Here is a 21,204-nt window from a genome sequence, read left to right on the forward strand (position 1 = left end):
GACGCAAAGCCGTCTAATCACTCCGATCAGGACACACCAGCTTTGCCTATCTTATGTGTAATGACTGCGAAATGGTAAAATTCGACGACAGCCGGAGAAACCCTTTTGGCAGGATGTGTTTCGCCGAGCTATTTCAAAGAAATGCTAATTTGACGAGCGTTAGGAGTTTTTTGGATTGGAGAACCTTTTTTGCAGAAAGGTTCCCCAAATTTCATTCTTCGATTTAGGGTGGGCATTTGGCACAGATAGATTTAAACAGAGTGGTGCTCAGGTAACGATCCCCCCGATCCGGAAGCAAGCACACCACCGTGCCGCTGGAGTATTCCTTTGAAATTTGCATTGCACCGTAGACGGCAGCACCTGAACTCATTCCCACGAAGATTCCCTGATTCAACGCAAGCCATCGCGCAGTATCATACGCTTGCTGATCGTTCACACGAAGGATACGGTCCAGTCTCTTGGGATCGTAAATTTTCGGTACGATTGCTTCAGACATGTTCTTCAAGCCCTGAATCGTATGTCCTTCTTCAGGCTCCACTCCTACAATCTGAATGCGAGGATTGTGCTCTTTCAGCCTTCTCGATATCCCCATGAGCGTGCCGGTGGTGCCCATACCGGCAACAAAAGCATCCACCTCGCCACCGGTCTGTCGAATGATTTCCAAACCGGTAGTCATATAGTGAGCTTCCGCGTTAAATTCATTCTCAAATTGGTTGGGGAAGAAATATTTTTCGGGATCTTCTTCGTAAATCCTATGTGCCCGTCTGATCGCTCCGTCGGTTGCTTCACTGGGAGGCGTAATTTCAAGTTCAGCTCCATATGCCCGCAGTGTGTTTCTTCTCTCGAGGCTGACACATTCCGGGAGAGTGAGCAGACAGCGATATCCTTTACACGCTGCTACCATGGACAGGCCGATTCCGGTATTTCCGGATGTGGGCTCGAGAATGATTTTGTCCTTGGTTAAAGAGCCGTTTTCCTCGGCCTTCGCGATCATATAATATGCGATACGGTCCTTTACGGAACCGCCGGGATTGTTACCTTCAAGTTTTCCGAGAATGCGGACCCCGCCCGAACCATTAGGATTTCCAATCCTAACCAGCGGCGTGTTTCCAATGAGATCGAGAATTGACATGTTCGTTTGCCTCTGATCGTTAAAACAATCTTATTTTTTACCATGTTGGTCGAAAAACCACAAGAAGTTTTCTGCACTGAAGGCCTGTTCGACAAGCCGAGATCGATGTTTCCAGACTCCCATGATCCGACGCAGCCGAATCGACCGATAGGTACTTCCCCTCTTATCTTATCGAGCTCCTTTTGGTTCATCTCTGTCAAAATCTGCGCTGCAACAGATCCGGGGCGACACACACAGCGAATTTTATCAGAAACTCCGCGATGGAAGAATTACGCGGTTATTACTTTCGGCATGATAGAAACTGTTGCCTTAAAAGCAGAATAATTGATTTGGCCCTCGGTTCCAAGAGATCCGATTGAAATCTAATACCGATTCGCTTTTCTTTTTATAATTTGGCAGGCTGGAGGTATCCTTCGCTCCGGACGACGCAAAGCCGTCTAATCACTCCGCTCAGGACCCCCCAGCCTTCGCTATCTTATTCCAAATCTTTCATAGTAAGGAATATTGAGAAACCTGTTATTTGCCGGTCCCGGATTTGCTAGACGTTACTTCTTTGAACGCACATTTGTATTATGTGCATAACCGAGAAAAGGTATAACGATCTACTCGGTCCTGAAGAATTGTTCTGTACGTCATGCTCCCCGTGCTACAATCCTCCGATTCGAACCGCGCGGTACAGCGCACTTGAGCTTAAAAGAATTTTTGTGAGGAAGTTAAAAGTCATATGTTGATTATGGAAATGCTGGCCCGAAACTCTCGGATGTATGGATCGGAAACAGCGCTTATCGAGCGTGAACCAGCCAAGAACAGGCGAACCGAAATCACCTGGACCGATTTCGACGCTCAGGCAAACAGAACCGCACATGTTCTCTTGAAAAAGGGCATAGAAAAAGGGGACCGAGTAGTCCAACTGATGATGAACTGCATCGATTGGCTGCCTGTGTATTTCGGGATCCTGCGGACCGGTGCTTGGGCGGTTCCTCTGAATTTCAGGTTCGATCACGCTACGATAAAACGCTGTACACAACTCGCAGAAGCGAAGGTTTTCGTTTTCGGCGAAGAGTTCATCGATCGCGTCAACGCCATAAAAGATGAACTGAAAACAGTCAAAACCTTTATTTTCGTCGGACCGGAAGAAGTACGGCCACCGTATGCGGAACCCTACTCTTCCTTGCTGTCGAGCGAAAGTGCCAACGATCCGAATATTCCCATATCGATCTTGGATTGTGCCGCTTTATACTTTACATCAGGAACAACAGGCACTCCAAAAGCAACACTTCTCACACACAGGAATCTCGAGTCTTCGTGTTATGTCGAGAATTGTCATCATCACCAGATTCATGCAGACAATTTTCTTTGTATCCCTCCTCTTTATCACACCGGTGCAAAAATGCACTGGTTCGGCAACTTTGTTGTAGGAGCGAAAGCAGTCATTCTCAAGGGCGTTAAGCCTCGATGGATTCTCGAGGCAATTTCGGAAGAAGACGTGACCATAGTCTGGCTGCTGGTCCCCTGGGCACTGGACATTCTCACAGCCCTGGAAAATGGAGAAATACGTCTTTCAGACTACAATTTGGAGCGATGGCGGCTCATGCACATAGGTGCACAGCCCGTGCCTCCAAGTCTCATACGTGACTGGAAACGGGTTTTTCCGCATCACCAGTACGATACCAATTACGGTCTGACCGAATGCACGGGACCGGGATGTGTTCACCTCGGAATGGAAAACCTTCACAAGGTGGGAGCTATTGGCATACCAGGACTGGACTACGAGACGCGGATTCTTGACGACCAGCAAAAGCTCGTTGCTCCCGGTCAAATTGGCGAGCTGGCTATCAAAGGACCCGGAGTAATGAAAGAATACTACCGGAATCCCGAGGCAAGCGAAAGTGTCCTGAAGGATGGCTGGCTCTTGACAGGCGACATGGCAAGGCAAGATGAAGATGGGTTTATTTGGCTCGTTGATCGCAAGAAAGACATCATCATTACCGGTGGAGAGAACATCTACCCGGTCGAAATAGAAGATTTTCTCCAGGCTCACCCCAAAATCCAGGATGTTGCGGTAATCGGAATGCCGGATACACGCCTGGGCGAAGTCACAGCAGCGGTGATACAGGTTAAGAGCGGCCACGAACTGACGAAAGAAGAAGTCTTAGCCTATTGCCAGGGCTTGCCGCGATTCAAGAGACCCAGAGAGATTATCTTTGGGATTATCCCCCGTAATCCTACCGGCAAAATAGAAAAGCCAAGGTTGAGAAAGCAATATTCAGGCGTTGAATCCAGCTTCAAAGCGGATCCGCTGTCCAAGTAAAAGAGATTTTATCGTTCCCAACTCAGGACTCTCAACCTCAGTACACGGGCTGATTTCCTGTTCTTCGGGAAGGCCAATCCATTCCGGGCTCGGCGGTCACGCCGGGCCCTCTGCGATTACGCGAGCGTGCCTCGCGTGCCGCCTGTGCACCAACTCATACCATTTCGCAATTATGCATATGTAGTCAGTGCCAAAAATTCTGTCGTTTATCCCTCGTTTGAATTACAGGATATTGGTAGGGACCGGCGTCCCTGCCGGTCCATTCTATCGATATCATTGATCATATTTATACCGATTCTCGAAAGTAATCACGGATTGTGAAGAGCAGTTCCCAGCAATTGGTAGCGCCGGCCTCCGTGCCGGCGAACAATTCACCAAACAAATCAATAAGTTCTCGCCGGCAGGGACGCCGGCGCTACTGATTCTTCTCATTGCAGGCATTGGATTCCGTCAAGACTTTCGATAACCGCTATAAGATGTGCCGGCACGGAGGCACGGCACCTACCAATCTTCCTAATCTTCACTCGGTCACTAATTTTGGCAACTGATATAAGATGGCGCAGGCTGAGGTGTTCTGAGCGGAGTGATTAGACGGCCTTGCGTCGCCCGGAGCGAAGGATACCTCCAGCCTGCCAGATTATAAAAAGAAAAGCGAATCGGTATCAGGGTGGCTGATCATTCCGATTTTAGGCTTGCGAGTCCTCCGTGTGTTTAGTATTAATTAACGGCTAAACCTGTTTTTCACTTGTACTATAAGGACACGCCCATGCCAAAACGCAGCGACATCAAGAAAGTTATGATTATAGGCTCAGGGCCGATCGTAATCGGCCAAGCATGCGAGTTCGATTACTCGGGAACCCAGGCATGCAAAGCGCTTCGCTCATTGGGATACGAGATAATACTCGTGAATTCGAATCCGGCTACGATTATGACTGATCCGGGAATGGCAGACATTACGTATATCGAACCGCTAAACCTCCAGACCATGACCAAGATTATCGAACTGGAAAGACCTGACGCGCTGCTTCCCAACTTAGGAGGACAATCGGGCTTGAATCTCTCTTCGGAATTATATCGCACAGGCGTTTTGGAGAAATACGGAGTAAAGATCATTGGAGTTCAGGCTGATGCCATAGAACGCGGAGAGGACCGAATCGCTTTCAAAGAGACTATGAATCGCCTCGGAATTGAGATGCCCCGGAGCGACCCGGCATTCAGCGTGGAGGAAGCAGAAAGAATAGCTGATGAGCTGGGTTACCCTGTGGTAATCAGGCCGGCATACACCATGGGCGGAACAGGAGGCGGCCTGGTTTACAATGTAGACGAGTTGCGCATTGTGGCGAGCCGCGGCATCGCTGCCAGCCTCGTTGGGCAAATTTTGGTAGAAGAATCGGTGTTGGGGTGGGAAGAATTGGAGCTGGAAGTCGTCCGTGATGCCAAAAACCAGATGATTACCGTCTGCTTTATCGAGAATGTGGATGCCATGGGTGTGCACACTGGAGATTCCTTCTGTACCGCTCCCATGCTCACCATCGATTCTAGCTTACAAGAGCGGCTCCAGAAGCACTCGTACGACATTGTTGAAGCAATCCAGGTAATCGGTGGAACGAATATTCAGTTCGCTCACGATCCCAAAACGGGCCGGGTCGTTGTCATCGAAATCAACCCACGAACATCGCGTTCTTCCGCACTGGCTTCGAAAGCGACCGGTTTTCCAATAGCTCTGATTTCCGCAATGCTCGCGGGTGGCCTGACCCTGGATGAAATCCCGTACTGGAGAGACGGCACTTTAGACAAGTACACCCCTTCAGGTGATTATGTCGTGGTGAAGTTCGCACGATGGGCCTTTGAAAAATTCTCCGGTGCTGTAGACAAGCTGGGAACGCAAATGCGTGCTGTAGGGGAGGTAATGAGCATTGGCAAAACCTACAAAGAAGCTTTCCATAAAGCTATTCGGTCTCTTGAGACCGGTCGATATGGATTCGGATTTGTCAAAGATTTTCATGAAAAATCGCTTGGTGAGCTTATGGCCCTGTTAAACGAACCTTCGAGTGAACGACAGTTCATCATGTACGAAGCTTTGCGAAAAGGAGCGGATGTAGAGATCCTGCACAAGAAAACCCATATCAAGTCCTGGTTCATACAACAAATGAAAGACCTGGTGGACCTTGAAGAACAGATTCTTCGGTTCAAAGGAAAGGACATTCCTGATGCACTTCTGGAACGGGCCAAGAAGGACGGCTTCTCCGACCGTTATCTGGCTAAACTCCTTGAAACCTCGGAAAAAGAGGTGAGGACCAAACGTGAAGCTCTCGGTATCGTAGAAGGATGGGAGCCTGTGCCGGTGAGTGGCGTTGAAAACGCTGCGTACTACTACTCTACGTACAATGCGCCGGACAGAGTTGAATCGAGTTCAAGACCTAAAATCATGGTTTTGGGAGGAGGTCCCAACCGAATAGGACAAGGAATAGAATTCGACTATTGTTGTGTTCATGCGGCATTCGCCATCAGGGATGCAGGTTACGAGTCCATTATGGTCAACTGCAATCCCGAGACCGTGTCCACAGATTACGATACGTCCGATAAGCTCTATTTCGAACCGCTGACTGTGGAAGACGTCCTCAGCATTTACAGAAAAGAAAAACCCGAGGGAGTCATTGTGCAATTCGGCGGACAGACTCCCTTGAATATCGCGAGTGAATTGGCTGAAGCCGGAGTCCGAATCATCGGGACATCCCCGGACATCATCGATCTTGCTGAAGACAGAGACCGTTTTCGAAATATGATGCGGAAACTGAGTATACCGCAGCCGGAATCAGGCATGGCAGGAAGTCTCGATGAAGCTCTGGCAGTAGCAAAAAGCATTGGCTATCCCTTGATGGTGAGACCGTCGTACGTCCTGGGCGGCCGCGCAATGCAGGTCATTCATGACGAGACAACCCTGACCCGATACATGGATGCCGCTGAGGAGGTTTCACGAGAAAGGCCCATTCTCATAGACAAATTCCTCGAAAAAGCTATTGAGGCAGAAGCGGACGCTGTGGCCGACGGAGTAGACGCATTCGTCCCGGCAGTAATGGAACACATAGAGCTGGCTGGTATCCATTCGGGTGATTCCGCGTGCGTGATTCCGCCGATCAGTATCCCACCCAAACACCTTGAGACGATTTACGAGTACACGCGGAAGATTGCAATGGAATTGGGTGTGGTGGGTTTGATGAACATTCAGTACGCGATAGCAAACGATACCGTGTATATCCTGGAAGCGAATCCAAGAGCCTCTCGTACTGTGCCGCTCGTTTCTAAAGTGTGCAATATTCCCATGGCACGGATTGCTACACAACTCATGCTTGGCAAGAAACTCGGGCAATTTTCCACGACTCGCAAGTTGATCAGCCATTACGGTGTGAAAGAAGCCGTTTTTCCGTTCAACATGTTTCCTGAAGTCGACCCGGTGCTAGGGCCTGAAATGCGATCGACAGGAGAGGTGCTCGGTCTTGCCGATTCCTTCGGACTTGCTTTCTACAAGGCGCAAGAAGCTACCCAAGTTCCCCTTCCTTCCCGGGGTGTGGTTCTCGTGTCCGTAACGGAGAATGAGCGACCGGCTCTTCTCGAAGTGGTACGACAATTCACGGAATTAGGATTTAAGATTAAGGCTACCGCCGGTACTCACCAGTATCTTCAGGAACACGGCGCCCAATCTGAATGCGCCCTCAAGCTGCATGAAGGCCGTCCCCATATCGTAGATCACATTACCAATAAAGAGATTCATCTCGTGATCAACACACCGGACGGTAAAATCAGCAAAGATGACGATTCATATATCCGCAAAGCAGCTATCAGAAACAAGATACCTCATATTACGACGATAGCTGCGGCATTCGCGGCTGCTCGAGGAATACGAGCGATAAACCGGACAAAAGCTGACGTAAAATCCATTCAGCGCTATCATGAAGAAATCAAATAAAAATGCCGGTCCCAACGGTTGGAATACGATGATCCAACAATTATGAGGTGCTCTCTCAATGAGAACACCTCTATAAGCACACAGTACCATGCCAATGTAAACTTATGTCACATTCAGATTAAGAGATTATCGGAGAACCTCCGCAAGAAGATCTTCGTCAATTTCCTCGCTTTTATCTGCATGTTGTACTATACCAAATTCTTAACAGTTTCCGGATCGGTACAATAAGCGGCATAATCCCCTCGAATGAATTTCAGGGCCGTTCTTTCTTTGTTGATTTCATCTGCGGTCCTGTATCCAAATCTTCTGATTAGCGGCAGTGGTGGACACCATCCCTGGAGAGCATGCTGGAGGAGAAAGAATCCGATCATTCCCGTGAGAGTCAACCAGTACATACTGTGCGACGCAGCCAATATGGTGCTTATCAGAACAATCGTTGAAGCATTTGCCTCGAGGAATCGTTCCGTATCCCATTCGTGATCGAGCTCCTCGAGTCGAGCATCGATACCTTCCGTGTGAAGCTTGTACTTGTCGATATCCTGGAGTGTCTTCAGTCTGATCTGCTCGTTTACCTCATCATTCGTGTGCAGGGGAACTCGTTCGTTGGTGGCAGGTATCAATTCTCGCAACATGAACAATTCTCCTTTCGTCTTTTCAATTGCAGCAATTGGGAAAAATTCTAGGCAATTATTATGTATTACAGACAAGCCGCGAGATCGTACTGTTCCAATCCCGAATCAACTCCATCTCAATAGTGGACGTAATAACAGCAGCATGCATCTATAATTCAAAACCGAACAGTCTCAGAGCGTTTCCCCCAAGTACCGAATCTTGTTCATCTTGCGAGTAGTCTGCTTTCCGCATGAGCCCACCGATTCTTACCCGTTCCGAAGTAGCATCGAACCAGGGCCAATCCGTTCCGAAGAGCACATGATGGGCTCCGAAAGATCTCAATAATTCGGTGAACTGATCCTCAGTCAATGTATGCGCAGCATTGGATGTATCGAGAAACAAGTTCGAAGCCGGAGCCAGGTCACGACGCATTCGATCGAAATCATGCATGAGACCGCCCATATGTGCAGCCAAGAAACGGAGTCCCGGATGGGACTGTACCAGAATGGACAGCTTTTTCGGTGAAGTAATATGTTCCGGGTCAGCTCCGAAAAATTCGACTCCTTTATCGAACGTGTCAAACACCAGGACAGGCGACGTTTTGCAGATGTTGCCGATCCGTTCCACTTTTTCCAACAGGAATGCAAATTCCGGAGAACAAATATCGAATTTCTGAGAAAAACTGGAAAATTTGAAACCGGGTACACCCGAATCCAAAACAAAACGGATCTCCTCCTCAGCGTTCGACATCAGGGGATGCAATGTCGCAAGGGTGCGCAAACGGGAATACTTTCGAGTGAAACCTATAAATCGTCTGTTTTCCTCTATCACCTTGTCAGACCTGGCAGTGGGGAGTAGCAGGCACAAGTCAATATCATGCTCTTCTGCATACTCATGAAGAACTCGGGGTTCCAATCTGTCGAACGCCCGATCGACATTCAACTTCAACTCATGGACGAGCTTCGGCCTCATTTTCATATCCCGGACAATGCGCTGGGTGAAAATATGGCAATGCGAATCTACATGTATCGGCATGTCAAACCTGCGTACAATTTTTGAAAAGAATTCGAGTTGTGCACAAAGACCCGACGGAAGAAGCATTATAGTCTGCGAACGGAGAATTGTGGATACTCCGCCCATTTTCCTTATCTCCACTTGCAATCAAGAGAAACGAGAATAAATGTACGAGCAGTTGTCTACCATTTCGCAGTTGTGCACATAAGATAGCGAAGGCTGGAGTGTCCCGAGCGGAGTGATTAGACAGCCTTGCGTCGTCCGGAGCAAAGGATACCTCCAGTCTCCCAGATTATGAAAAGAAAAGCGAATCGGTATCAGATAATTTGAGTGAACCTGCAGAATTACTGAGCGGAAAAGGAGATCTTCATGAAGAACAAAATCGAGGCAAAGGGGACCGTCGAATTCGAGCGTGCTCTCGAGTACTTTGAACGTGCCCTGGAACATTTGAAATCCGGAGATTTGGTGCTCGCTCAGGGGAGCAAATCGCTTACGTTCCGACCCGAAAAGGTTGTGGAAATAGAAATCGAGCTGGAAGAGGAAAACGGTGAACAGGAGTTTTCCTTTGAGATGAAATGGAAACCGAATATGAAGACGAAAGAGATGCCCGAGTTCACCTTGTCCTCCTCTTCCAAGCGGACCGAATCCGGGGAACACAGTCGGTACCCGGAAGCTGGACACGGTGTCTACGATACCTCAATTGCTAATCTTCACCTATGCCAACGTACCGAAGGGAGCACGGAATCACCGGAACCCTGCTCTGAAGCATGACGCGAGATTTGGGGGAGAGCCTTAGAGACTGTCTCTAAAGTCGAAATTTGTCCCGGATCGTGGCACGAATTTCTCGTCGTCTGCTAGCCTGATTGTAGGGGCGGGCCTAGTGTCCGCCCAAATAAGGGTAGGCACGAGGTCTACCCCCACAAAGATAGCGAATCGTGGCACGATTTGTAGTTCTGGATAATTTTGAGACAGTCTCTGACTTTTCCCCCAAGTGAGCCCTGCATCAACGCTCTTGCTGCGAAGTCTTTCTTGGTTTGTAATGGTATCTTTCAGTTAGTATGAGTACTCAAATCTGCCCTTCCTTGACAAATTATCACTATCCGTGCTACATAACAACGCTTCAATAATCAAGACATCTCAGGCATCCATATGGCTGAAAACCTGCTTTCCACCAAGGAAGTCGCCAAGCTTCTAAAAATTAACGAAAAAATGGTGTACGCCCTGATCTCCGAAAAGGGGTTACCAGCAACCAAAGTCACGGGCAAATGGTTGTTCCCGCAAGACCTTGTAGAGAACTGGATTCACAAGGAGACGGTAAATTTTCCTCATGAACCGGTTCCGCTTCCTGATTATCACGGCTTGCTTATTATTGCCGGAAGCAATGACATCCTGTTGGACCGCAGTCTATCTTTGTTCAACAAGAAGTATCCCGAACACGTGGCTATTTTCGGAAATCTCGGCAGCATGGGAGGTATTCGAGCACTCAGAAAACGACTGTGCCACGTCGCCACGAGTCATTTATTGGAAGAAGAAGGCCAAGAATACAATTTTGGCGCAGTGAGAGAAGCGCTGAACGAGATTCCAGCCATCGTGAATTTTTGCCGACGTGAACAAGGTATCCTCGTTGCCAAGGGAAATCCGAAACAGATCGCATCCGTGGCGGATTTTGCACGTCCCGATGTTTGTATCGTCAACCGCGCGCCGGGAACGGGAACCAGGCTGCTCGTTAATATGGAGTTGAAGCAGGCCGGCATCGATCCGGAAAATGTAAACGGCTATGGCAATGAGGTACATAGGCATCTCGATGTCGGGATCGAGGTTCTCTCGGGGAGAGCCGATGCAGGACCGGCCATTTCAGCCGTCGCCGGATTGCTCGACCTGGATTTTATACCCATCCGATGGGAACGTTTTGACCTGCTCATATCAAAGGATCGTTTTTTTGATGAAGGCATACAGCTTTTTCTTTCGCTGCTTCATGAACGCTCCTTTCGAGAGCTCGGAGAAGCATTGAGAGGCTACGAAATGAGTCTCAGTGGAAAAATGGTTTTTGCCCGGGCTGAAAAGGAACGCCAAGGGCAACTTTCAGAGAGGGAGACAGGATGATCAGACGTGCATGTGCAATAGGTTTTCTCGTGATGGCATTATTCATCGGGACCGTTTGGGCTGAAGAGAAATGCGACGGTCTCTATGGTGAAGGAGATCACACGTTTTCTTTGGCAACGGGCAGCCCGGGGGAATTAGGCATTCTCAAGGAATTGGCTGAAGCCTTCTCCAAAGAGACCAAGACAAAGCTGTGCTGGACCAAGGCAGGTTCGGGCCAATCGTTAAAACTGCTCCAGGACAAAAAAGTCGACATGATAATGGTTCACGCTCCGGCAGCCGAAAAGAAAGCCATTGCCGACGGCTGGGCCGCGAATAGAAAACTCATCGGTTCCAATGAATTCTATATCGTTGGACCCGCGAACGATCCTGCAAAGATCGGTGAAGCAAAGACTGCCGCAGACGCATATTCAAAGATCGCAGGAAGCCAGGCCAAATTCTTCTCCCGTGGAGATAGCAGCGGCACACACAAGAAAGAAATGGACATATGGAAAAAAGCCGCTATCGATCCTCAAGGCCCTTGGTATGTGGTCACAAAGGACTTCATGACAGCTACTCTCAAGCGGGCAAATCAGGAAAACGGGTACTTCATGACGGACAGCAGCACGTGGGCTGCGGAAAAACAGAATCTTCCAAACCTGAAGATTCTGTTCAGAGGCGATCCGTACCTCGTGAACACCTATCACACGCTGTCCCAGCCTGAAGGAGCGACTCCGGGACAAAAATGGGCTGTCCGGTTCATCGAGTTTGTCGCTTCCGATAAGGGTCAGAAGATTTTAAGCGATTTCGGAAAAGATAAGCACGGCGAAGGCTTGTACAACGATGCGAACTACGCAAAACAATACGACAAGTAAACCACATGTGGAGGTACTGAGATGAAAAAATGTTTTAGTCTGATCCTTGTGCTTAGTTTGGCGTTGCTTTACTCCGGTGCAGTATCCGCTGAAACCAGGCTTCGGATGAGCACAACCACGAGCACGGAAAATTCGGGGTTGCTTAAAGTGTTGCTGCCTCCGTTTGAAAAAGCCAATAACGTGAAAGTAGACGTTATATCAGTGGGCACGGGAAAGGCACTCAAACTTGGCGAAAACGGTGATGTAGATGTGGTGCTGGTTCATTCTCGACCTGCTGAGGACAAATTTGTTGCGGACGGCTTTGGAGTCGATCGCAAAGACGTCATGTACAACGATTATGTGATTGTCGGTCCCAAAGACGACCCGGCAAAGATCAAAGGAACAAAGAGCGCAGCGGATGCTTTCAAGCGTATTGCAGAAGCCAAAGCGCCTTTCATATCAAGGGCTGACGATTCGGGAACTGACAAGAAAGAGAAACAGATTTGGAAGCTAGTGGGGATCAAACCTGAAGGCGCCTGGTATGTAGAAGCGGGCCAGGGGATGGGCGCAGTCCTTCAGATGGCTTTTGACAAGAAAGGCTATACGCTGGCTGACCGTGGAACCTATGTTGCGTACCAGGGGAAGACAGATCTGGAAATAATGACAGAAGGTGACAAATCTCTGTTCAATCCGTACGGAGTAATCGCAGTAAACCCCAAGAAGCATCCGACCGTCAACTATGAACTTACAAAAAAGTTCATCGACTTTATGACCGGTCCTGAAGGTCAGAAGATCATCGCGGATTTCAAAGTGAACGATAAACAACTCTTCTTCCCGAGTGCAGGAAAGTAAGAGGAGATAATCTCAAGCAGGGGGAAATATCTTTCGCAATAACCCGCGCGAATCATGCAATAAGAATCTTTGCAAAACTTCTGGTGTTGGTCGGAATCCGGACTTTTCTGTCGGAAAACCCGAATTTGGACCAATATAAAGAGTTCTTTTGGAGCGTTCGGGAAATCTTATTTTCAAATGGATTATGTTCTTGGTAGCTGAGAATCAATGAGAAACCACGGTAAGGACTGTTCCTGGGCTGGCGGCTCGGGGCAAATGCAGATCTCGTAGGGGCATCCCTTGTGGGTGCCCGGTAGCGACCGGCCTCCGTGCCGGTCATCCGGGAAGGGCAGGCACGAGACCTGCCCCTACAGCAATTGAGCCGGCAATGCCAATGCCTTGTAATTACAGTTGATAAAATCGGTGCTTTCAACTCGGACCTCAGCTAACGGCATAGTCCATTTCCAAAAAGGTTCCCGGAATCCTTGCTGCTTCAAAGCGCATAGGCATCTCGGTACCAACATGGAATTTATTCTTGAAGGCTTTCTGAGCGCATTGCGCATGATATTCTCGTTGGATCGCGAGGTCTATTTCGTCGTATGGACCTCGCTTCAGGTTTCCATGATTGCGGTTTTTTTCTCAACCCTCGTGGGCGTTCCGCTGGGTTTGATTGCCGCCACCAGAACATTCCCGGGTAAACAGGCGCTCATACTTGCACTGAACACCAGTATGGCGCTTCCCACCGTTGTGGTGGGACTTCTTCTCTATGCTTTCATAAGTCGAAGAGGACCGCTGGGAGAACTGGGGCTTCTTTTTACTCCTGCAGGGGTGAGTCTGGGATTATTTATGCTTTCACTGCCGCTGGTCACGAATTTAACCCTGTCGGGGATACAGAGTTCAGACCCTCGTCTCTTCGTCACCTGCAAGCTCCTGGGTGCGACTCCTTTTCAGCAAGGAATTATGATTCTTAAAGAGGCACGCTTTGCAGTCATGGCAGGAATAGTCGTAGCCTTCGGTCGAGTCATATCCGAAGTTGGGATTGCCATGATGCTCGGTGGCAATATCAGGGGATATACACGGACCATGACGACTGCGATCGCCCTGGAAACGAGCAAAGGGGAATTTGAGTTGGGCATGGCTCTGGGAATCTTTCTTCTAGCGGTCGCGTTTCTCATCAACGGGCTGCTATTCATGCTCCAGCGGAGAAAAGCATGACCCCGGCGTACGAAATAGAAGGGCTCACTTTCACGTACGGGACCGTCCCGGTGATTTCATTGGATCGCCTGGAGATTCCCGCAGGGGAAATAGTCGGCCTGGTAGGTCCGAACGGATCGGGCAAGACAACTCTGCTGCACATGCTCGCCTTTATCGAGGAACCCGGCCAGGGTGATATTCGGTTCTTCGGTCAATCGTGCACTGAATCGAATCGCCTTGCATTGAGACGAAAGGTCGGGTTGCTGCTGCAAAACCCCTATCTGTTTCACAGCACGGTTCTGAGCAACCTCACCTGGGGACTTAAAATACGCGACGTTCCCCGGCACGTTGCAGCGGAGGCTGCCCTGAAGGCGCTCGCGTTGGTGGGCCTTGGCGGATTCGAGGGCCGGTATGCCAGGGCACTTTCCGGTGGAGAAACGCAGCGGGTCGCTCTGGCACGGGCATTGGTGCTCGATCCCGAGGTGCTCCTGCTGGATGAACCAGCGAACCACATGGATAAGGAAAGCATCGAACGCACAGAGAGTATCGTTTCCACCTTGAACCGGGAACATGGCAAAACCGTGATCCTCACGAGCCACAATGCATCCACCGTGCAGAATCTTGCACATCGGATCCTCTATGTCGAGCAAGGGAGAGTCGTGCCCGCGTCTCTGGACAATCTTTTTTCGGGCAATCTCGTCCAGGATGGGTCGGTTTTCCGGACCGAACGCATATCCGTAGACTTGCCGGATCGCATGAATTCGGGCTCGCGATTGGTGATCGATGCGCAACAGATACGGCTGTTGCTCGATACTCCCGAACCGGATCTCAAGAATGTGTTTTCTGGCCTACTGAGTGCGATGACTTTGGAGAACGGCAAGATCAAGGTCAAAGTCGATGCCGAAGAATCGTTCCAGATTGTTTTGGAGAAGTCCGACCCTCTTGTTTCCAATATCAGATTGGGACAGAGATGCTGGTTCCATCTCACCCCCTCTTCCATAAAGGTTTTCTAAGTTCGGAAAGTATCTGGCAGTCTGCGCAGGATGCCGGTGAGCGAAGCAAACCGCATCAATCGAGTCCTCACGGGATGCGTGAACGTGCGGTTCATCTCATCTACCGAACCCTGCGTGCTTGGCCTTTGTTGAATTCAGAAGAGGGCCGTTTTTGCAGCATTTATACCGATTCTCGAAAGTAATCACGGATTGTGAAGAGCAGTTCCCAGCAATTGGTAGCGCCGGCCTCCGTGCCGGCGAACAATTCACCAAACAAAGCAATAAGTTATCGCCGGCAGGGACGCCGGCGCTACTGATTCTTCCCATTGCAGGCATTGGATTCCGTCAAGACTTTCGATAACAGCTATAACAGAAGAGCAGCTCCTACAATCAAACTCGCCCATTTTGTCCATCTTGAAAAATGTGGCAAAGATCCGCCGTAAAGTGCGGAGATGCCAATCCACATTCCCACAATGCCGACCAATGCTTCTCTGGAGATACCAATCCATTTGGGAGCCATAAGTTCCATGTAATTGGACAAACCAAGCACCACATATGCAGCACCGAACAATAGCCACACAATTATGGTCAGAGTGTTCCTGCGTTCCCATTGAAACTGTGCTGCGGCCAAGATGCAGCATACTCCAAAAAGCAAATCGACCAAAACATCTGAATATTTTACCAATTCGTCCATTCCGGTCGCTCCTTATAGCCCGTTCCATAAAACTAATTGAGTGTAGATCGAAAGGCTGCATTAGAGCGATTGCAAAAAAATCTGACGTTTATCCCACGCTCTAATACAAGATATTAGTGGGGGCCGGCGTCCCTGCCGGTCCATTCTATAGATATCATTGATCATATTGAATATGTGCCGGCACGGAGGCCGACACCCACCAATACTTCTATCCTCAATCGGGCATTAATTCTTGATGCTATAAATACGATCATTGAGTTTTCGTTCGTCACTGTCATCCGTGAATCTTTATATTCTGCAATTGTTTCCATGTGCTTTCCGAGTACCAGATATCTACCATCTCATCACGGTACAGCTCATCCTTGCGCTTCATCTCTGCTGTGGTATCGGTGCGGAGAAGCTTCTTTATGCTTTCGAAAGCAGGCCCGTATCGATGAGCATATTCTTTGGCAATTTTGAGTGAGGTTGCCTCGAGTTCTTCCGGTGAGACCACCAAATCCACCAGTCCGAGCCCCTTGCCTTCTTCCGGGGAGAACATGGCTCCGGTGAATGCTACTGTTTCGGCGTTTCTCTGCCCTGTGCAGTACTTGAGCATTTCAGCGCTTCCTGGAAACAGAGACGAACCGAAGTTGATTTCGTTCAGGCTGATTTTGCCTTTACCCGAGGCCATAATGCGATAATCGCATGCTGTTGCGAGCATGCATCCACCCGCAACCGTGTGCCCATTGAGAGAGGCTATTACCGGTTTCGGATAGAGAAACACGTATGTGTACAGGTCCGCAAATTTCGTAACAAATCGAATGAAGTCTTGTCGCGAGTACCCGAGGAACTCGGGTATGTCGAGCCCAAAGGAAAAGAAGGAGCCCCTGCCTGTTATAATTACGGCCTTCACCTCAGGATTTGTCGCGAGCTCTTGAAAACAGGATTTTAGCTCCTCTGCAAAAGCCTCGTTTATGGGATTGACTTTACCGCGATTAAGGGTGATCGACGCTATGTTGTCCTGAACGGACTGGATGATGAATTCCATATGGACTCCTCTGATTTCTTATACCGGAATAATACTGATCAATTCTCAATGTGACCCGTGTAGGTCACCATTCAATGGTCGGCCCGACCTCGTTCTGGGTAGCGCAACATAAGGTGCCTCTATTTCGGAGAAAAGCCTTCAAAGAAGATGACGCACATTCCAGGGCCAGCTCCGGAGTATTGTTCGTTTCAGACATGTGCGCCAACACAACGGCTTGCAGCTCGTCAGACACGATACGCTGCAGCACTTTGGAGCTCTCGGTATTGGAAAGATGTCCCAATCTGCCCCGGACCCGTTGCTTGAGCTCCCAGGGATACGGGCCGTCTCTCAACATGTCCGGATCGTGATTACTCTCCAGAACGATTACGTGGAGATCTGTCATGAGATTCAGGACGAGTCCCGTGGTGGTACCCAGGTCAGTTGCGATACCCATGCGGGCCGATCCACATGAAATCCTGAATCCCACAGGGTCTACGCAGTCGTGGGGAACGGAAAACGGATGGATCCGGAAACACTGGTATTCGAATACCTTCCCGGTCTCAAAAAGCTGCACATCATGCACTTTGCCAAGAACCTGGTGAATCGCCTGCCATGTCCGGCGATTAGCCAGGACAGGAATGTGATACTTGCGAGAGAGCACCCCCGCGCCTTTCACATGATCCGAGTGGCCGTGTGAAATGAGTATGCCTTTGAGCGATCCGGGATCGACACCTGCACTGGCTAAGCGGGCCGTCAATTGTTTGGCGGATAACCCGGCGTCCACCAAAATGGCCGAACCGTTTCCTTCAACAAGAAATGAATTTCCGGAACTGCCGCTGGCCAGTGGGGTTAATCTCATTCGTACGACCTGCAGAGGATATGCTCTTATCGGGCCGGAAAATTATCTTTCTGTCAGCTAAGTGTCAAGCGTTTTCGCCGGTATGTCTCAATATGAATGCGCCTTCGCAGCAGTAAGACTGCGGAAGTTCTTGGAAAGGGTTTCTCCGGTCTTATTGCTCCGATCGGGTATCTGTTCAAGAACCGTATCCCGCGAGTCTACCTGCGAGAACTCCCGCAAGCACAACGCAGACAATCCAGGCCTGGACTACCGGCCCAAGTTTGGAAGGCGTCTGTTCAAGAATTTCTTTCGCCCCTCCGGAAACAATAGTCCCCGGCACATGTCTGAGGATTGCATCGGCAAGTTCTCTGAAACCATAAATGGTGTTAGTAATGATGATCGGACGGCTGGAAGATGTGGCGAGAATGAGGAACAGCTTATTCCCGGATCTGATCGCATCCAAAGATTCTATATGGAGCCATTCAACGCGTACGGTCCGCAAAAACTTCCGTATCGTCAAGCCCTCAGGGCCGACAGTAATATGTCTTGATAAGATTTCAGCTCCAAGATAGAAGAAAGGGATGAGAATTATGATGAGCAGGAAACCTCTTTGGGTCGGTCCTTCGAAAATTAACAGAGAAAAACCCGAAATCATCGCAAGTACAACAGGTGGTATCATCCTTGAATCCACTCGATAGTCCCTGTTTTCCATTTTTTTTTAGATCCTTCCTACAGGCTTCTTCACTTGTTACGTCTGACAGGCTATGATAACATGCAAAACTTACCGCATGGAGCTTTTTTGAAAAACTCAGCGAGACCCCTCAGGAGAAATCTCCCATGAAGATTACCACATCTTTCCGATCCGCCGTTTTGATACTCGTGACAGTCAGCTTTTTCGTGCTGCCTGTCCACGCGTTTAGCGCGGATGAGTCACCGGATTATAAAGAATTACGTCTTTTTCGTATGGTTATGCAGTTGGTTCAGAAGAATTATGTGAAGGATGTATCTGATAAGGATCTGATTCAGGGCGCTATTACGGGTATGCTTCAGTCGCTGGATCCCCATTCATCGTACATGACCGAAGAAATGTTCAAAGAGCTTCAGGTCGAGACCAAAGGCGAATTTGAAGGACTCGGAATAGAAATTACGCTGGAAAATGGCGTGCTTACGATTATCTCGCCTATCGAAGACACACCTGCATTCAAAGCAGGGCTGAAACCCGGTGACAAGATTATCAAAATAGACGGCGAGCCCACGAAGAATATCACGCTTGTCAAAGCAGTAAAGAAAATGCGCGGCCCGAAAGATAGCAAGGTAACTCTCACCATCATGCGCGAAGGTTTCAAGAAATTCAAAGATTTTGAGATCTCCCGAGCCAAAATTCATGTAAAGTCCGTCAAAAAGGAACTCATCGAACCGGGTTACCCGTATGTGCGGATTGCGAATTTCCAGGAGACTACAGAGACGGATCTCGCGGATGCAATCAAAGACTACGGTGAGGATGACAAGATCAAGGGTTTGGTTCTGGACCTCCGAAACAATCCGGGAGGATTGCTGGATCAGGCTTGGAAAGTCTCAAACCTCTTTGTGGATCGCAATGCTCTCATAGTATATACCGATGGTAGAGCCAAAGATCAGCGGATGGATTTTCGTGCAACCAAATCCGGGAAACATTACAAGTTCAAGATTGCGGTTCTTATTAACAAAGGAAGCGCAAGTGCTTCGGAAATTGTGGCCGGAGCACTCCAGGATTACGATCGTGCAGTCGTTTTCGGAACCAAGTCTTTCGGAAAAGCATCAGTGCAGACGATTATTCCTTTGGGGAACGGGTCAGGTTTGAGATTGACCACGGCATATTATTACACGCCAAAGGGACGTCACATCCAGAAAACCGGTATTCACCCGGATGTAGATCTCGAGCAGGAAGTGACGAAGCAAGAGGAAGCAGATCTGGAAGAAGAATCGAAACCTATCGATCAGAAGAAGAGAAAAGATCGTTACCTCAGAAGCAAGGCCGATCCCGAGCATGATCCGGTTTTGAAGAAGGCTCTGGAATGGCTCAAGTCGGATATTGCGGTAAAGCAGTATAAGCTGGACAACCAGAAACCGCCTATTCCCGAAACTGCAGCATTAAACGAAAAATAGTCTGTTCCCGGGAGGCGTCTTCTTCGAGGACGCCTCTCTTCGTTCTGACTTGCCTGTACAGTCCTTCGATAATATAGCAGATGACATAATTCCCGACCTTTTGAACACATTGTGCTTCAAAGGAACGGTAGAGGCCGGCGTCGCTGCCGGCCTGAACGGTTGATTTGTATTTGAAAAATGTGCCGGCACGGAGGCACGGCACCTACCAATTGCCGAGAAGTGCTTTTCGCAATTGGACACTGTTTTATACACTTACTATAGAATCATAGCTGCCAAAAAGATTTGCGGTAACCGATAGAAGATGCAACATTGGTGAGAAGCTCCCAAGTGCATTCCTTATTTGGGAATGAAGGGTCGCCCCATATTTTCGCGCGTCCTAGACAAATCTTCGCTTCACCGCCTCCATGTATTCGGGAATCCCCCCGGGTACTTCTCTTTCGATTTGTTTTCTTGCCTCTATCAAACTGCTCATGACCTCACGGTCTGCAAAATCGTCCAGACTCCGCAATGCCCCACCGCGTCGACCCAACTGGAATAACAGCCGGTCTTCGTCAGACATGCTCAAGTATCTGTCTATCGTGGCCAGCATACGGGGTTTGTCCTGGGGGAGAGTACCTTCTATCTCCTCGAGCAGGTTCAATATGTGATCGCTCACTATGGTCGTAGTAACCCCATCGAGAAGCTCGATGATAGTCCGAATTTCTCGGACCATCACATCTTCGGAAGGAGGAACGAATTGACCCTTCTGCACCATTTCAGCCAGAGCCGTACCCCGTCTGACATAAAGAGTTCTGAATCTCATGTGAGCGGGATTGATTGCGTTCACGACACGCGCTGTCTCCACAACGTGTTCGTGGGACAGGTCAACTCCCCCAATTCCGGGAATGACGTAGAGACACAGGGAAATACCTGCAGCAACGACTCGTCTTCCGCCTTCTATGAGATGCTCCGATCGAACGCCCTTTTGGATGAATTCAAGCACCTTATCCGAGCCTGATTCCATACCCACATGCAGACGCGTCAAACCTGCCTCTTTGAGACGGATGAGTTCGTCAACCGATTTGCCCTTCAGCGTGAGGCCCCTCGCGTACGAAGTGATCCTCTCCACTTGAGGGAATCGTTGTCTTACATAATGGAGAATCTCTGACAACATGTCGGTGGAAAGCATCAGCGAATTGGCGTCCTGAAGAAAAACCGTACGGCCGCCGGAAGCCATCCAGTACGCAACAGATCGAAAGGAATCGGGAAGTGAGGGATCGCGTAATATTTCCGATAACACTTGCCGCGTCAGTGCGCCCCCGCTGCCGGATGCGCGCGACATTTCAATGATGGAATCCCATACGTTTCGAGCTGCATCGACATCGCTCTTGATTTCCTCAAGACTTCTTCTGGAAAATTTTCTTCCACGATATGTGGAACAAAAGGCACATCTGTTCCACGGACAGTTTCTCGTGACGCGCAAGAGAAGGCTTCCAGCCTCACTTGGGGGCCGGATGGGCCCTTGCTCGAAATCCAACGATAAGTCCATAGTTTCT

The 21,204-nt window shown here is 49.2% G+C and carries 17 protein-coding genes; 9 read left to right on the top strand and 8 right to left on the bottom strand.

What is annotated here, in order from left to right:
* Positions 1 to 223: 223 nt before the first annotated feature.
* On the bottom strand, positions 224 to 1,132 hold the full coding sequence (locus DESTI_RS00300; RefSeq protein ID WP_014807968.1) for a PLP-dependent cysteine synthase family protein: 909 nt from the start codon (positions 1,130 to 1,132) through the stop codon (positions 224 to 226).
* Between the two features lie 724 nt (positions 1,133 to 1,856).
* On the opposite strand from DESTI_RS00300, the gene DESTI_RS00310 reads away from it, so the two are divergent.
* Together DESTI_RS00310 and carB are read left to right on the top strand one after the other, a co-directional pair.
* On the top strand, positions 1,857 to 3,443 hold the full coding sequence (locus DESTI_RS00310; protein WP_014807969.1) for a class I adenylate-forming enzyme family protein: 1,587 nt from the start codon (positions 1,857 to 1,859) through the stop codon (positions 3,441 to 3,443).
* Positions 3,444 to 4,209: 766 nt separating this feature from the next.
* On the top strand, positions 4,210 to 7,410 hold the full coding sequence (gene carB, locus DESTI_RS00315; RefSeq protein WP_014807970.1) for a carbamoyl-phosphate synthase large subunit: 3,201 nt from the start codon (positions 4,210 to 4,212) through the stop codon (positions 7,408 to 7,410).
* Positions 7,411 to 7,598: 188 nt separating this feature from the next.
* Here carB and DESTI_RS00320 read toward each other — a convergent pair whose 3' ends face one another.
* Both DESTI_RS00320 and DESTI_RS00325 read right to left on the bottom strand, forming a co-directional pair.
* A complete protein-coding gene (locus DESTI_RS00320) occupies positions 7,599 to 8,042 on the bottom strand; it encodes a YgaP family membrane protein (RefSeq protein WP_014807971.1) in 444 nt (147 codons plus the stop codon).
* Positions 8,043 to 8,190: 148 nt separating this feature from the next.
* On the bottom strand, positions 8,191 to 8,994 hold the full coding sequence (locus tag DESTI_RS00325; RefSeq protein ID WP_157212067.1) for an amidohydrolase family protein: 804 nt from the start codon (positions 8,992 to 8,994) through the stop codon (positions 8,191 to 8,193).
* Positions 8,995 to 9,405: 411 nt separating this feature from the next.
* Between DESTI_RS00325 and DESTI_RS00330 the strand changes: the two genes are divergently transcribed.
* The 6 genes from DESTI_RS00330 (at position 9,406) to DESTI_RS28175 (ending at position 15,007) form a co-directional block, all read left to right on the top strand.
* Positions 9,406 to 9,807 carry an amphi-Trp domain-containing protein gene (locus DESTI_RS00330; protein ID WP_014807973.1) on the top strand — a complete coding sequence of 134 codons (402 nt, stop codon included), beginning with the start codon at positions 9,406 to 9,408 and terminating at the stop codon, positions 9,805 to 9,807.
* A gap of 378 nt (positions 9,808 to 10,185) precedes the next feature.
* The gene (locus tag DESTI_RS00335; protein WP_014807974.1) at positions 10,186 to 11,139 is read left to right on the top strand and encodes a substrate-binding domain-containing protein; all 954 of its coding nucleotides are present in this window, start codon (positions 10,186 to 10,188) and stop codon (positions 11,137 to 11,139) included.
* On the top strand, positions 11,136 to 11,990 hold the full coding sequence (locus DESTI_RS00340) for an ABC transporter substrate-binding protein (protein ID WP_014807975.1): 855 nt from the start codon (positions 11,136 to 11,138) through the stop codon (positions 11,988 to 11,990). Before DESTI_RS00335 ends, DESTI_RS00340 begins: the two co-directional genes overlap by 4 nt.
* Before the next feature lie 21 nt (positions 11,991 to 12,011).
* Positions 12,012 to 12,821, top strand: coding sequence for an ABC transporter substrate-binding protein (locus DESTI_RS00345; protein ID WP_014807976.1), 810 nt, complete (start codon positions 12,012 to 12,014; stop codon positions 12,819 to 12,821).
* 501 nt (positions 12,822 to 13,322) lie between these two features.
* The gene (locus DESTI_RS00350) at positions 13,323 to 14,015 is read left to right on the top strand and encodes an ABC transporter permease (protein WP_014807977.1); all 693 of its coding nucleotides are present in this window, start codon (positions 13,323 to 13,325) and stop codon (positions 14,013 to 14,015) included.
* Positions 14,012 to 15,007 (top strand): ABC transporter ATP-binding protein, encoded by a 996-nt coding sequence (locus DESTI_RS28175; RefSeq protein ID WP_014807978.1) that lies wholly within the window; start codon positions 14,012 to 14,014, stop codon positions 15,005 to 15,007. The genes DESTI_RS00350 and DESTI_RS28175 overlap by 4 nt, the downstream gene beginning before the upstream one ends.
* Positions 15,008 to 15,350: 343 nt before the next feature.
* On the opposite strand, the gene DESTI_RS00365 is transcribed toward DESTI_RS28175, so the two are convergent.
* The 4 genes from DESTI_RS00365 to DESTI_RS00380 form a co-directional block, all read right to left on the bottom strand.
* Complete coding sequence (locus tag DESTI_RS00365) at positions 15,351 to 15,680, bottom strand: hypothetical protein (RefSeq protein WP_014807979.1); 330 nt, start codon at positions 15,678 to 15,680, stop codon at positions 15,351 to 15,353.
* Between the two features lie 274 nt (positions 15,681 to 15,954).
* Positions 15,955 to 16,707 carry an enoyl-CoA hydratase/isomerase family protein gene (locus DESTI_RS00370; RefSeq protein WP_014807981.1) on the bottom strand — a complete coding sequence of 251 codons (753 nt, stop codon included), beginning with the start codon at positions 16,705 to 16,707 and terminating at the stop codon, positions 15,955 to 15,957.
* A gap of 64 nt (positions 16,708 to 16,771) precedes the next feature.
* A complete protein-coding gene (locus DESTI_RS00375; protein WP_014807982.1) occupies positions 16,772 to 17,545 on the bottom strand; it encodes an MBL fold metallo-hydrolase in 774 nt (257 codons plus the stop codon).
* 175 nt (positions 17,546 to 17,720) lie between these two features.
* Positions 17,721 to 18,236, bottom strand: coding sequence for a PH domain-containing protein (locus DESTI_RS00380; RefSeq protein WP_014807983.1), 516 nt, complete (start codon positions 18,234 to 18,236; stop codon positions 17,721 to 17,723).
* 125 nt (positions 18,237 to 18,361) lie between these two features.
* Between DESTI_RS00380 and DESTI_RS00385 the strand changes: the two genes are divergently transcribed.
* Complete coding sequence (locus tag DESTI_RS00385) at positions 18,362 to 19,669, top strand: S41 family peptidase (RefSeq protein ID WP_014807984.1); 1,308 nt, start codon at positions 18,362 to 18,364, stop codon at positions 19,667 to 19,669.
* Between the two features lie 376 nt (positions 19,670 to 20,045).
* Here the strand turns inward: DESTI_RS00385 and DESTI_RS00395 are convergent, their stop codons facing one another.
* On the bottom strand, positions 20,046 to 21,197 hold the full coding sequence (locus DESTI_RS00395; protein ID WP_014807985.1) for a radical SAM protein: 1,152 nt from the start codon (positions 21,195 to 21,197) through the stop codon (positions 20,046 to 20,048).
* Positions 21,198 to 21,204 lie beyond the last annotated feature (7 nt).

This window comes from Desulfomonile tiedjei DSM 6799 (assembly GCF_000266945.1).
Taxonomy (GTDB): Bacteria; Desulfobacterota; Desulfomonilia; order Desulfomonilales; family Desulfomonilaceae; genus Desulfomonile; species Desulfomonile tiedjei.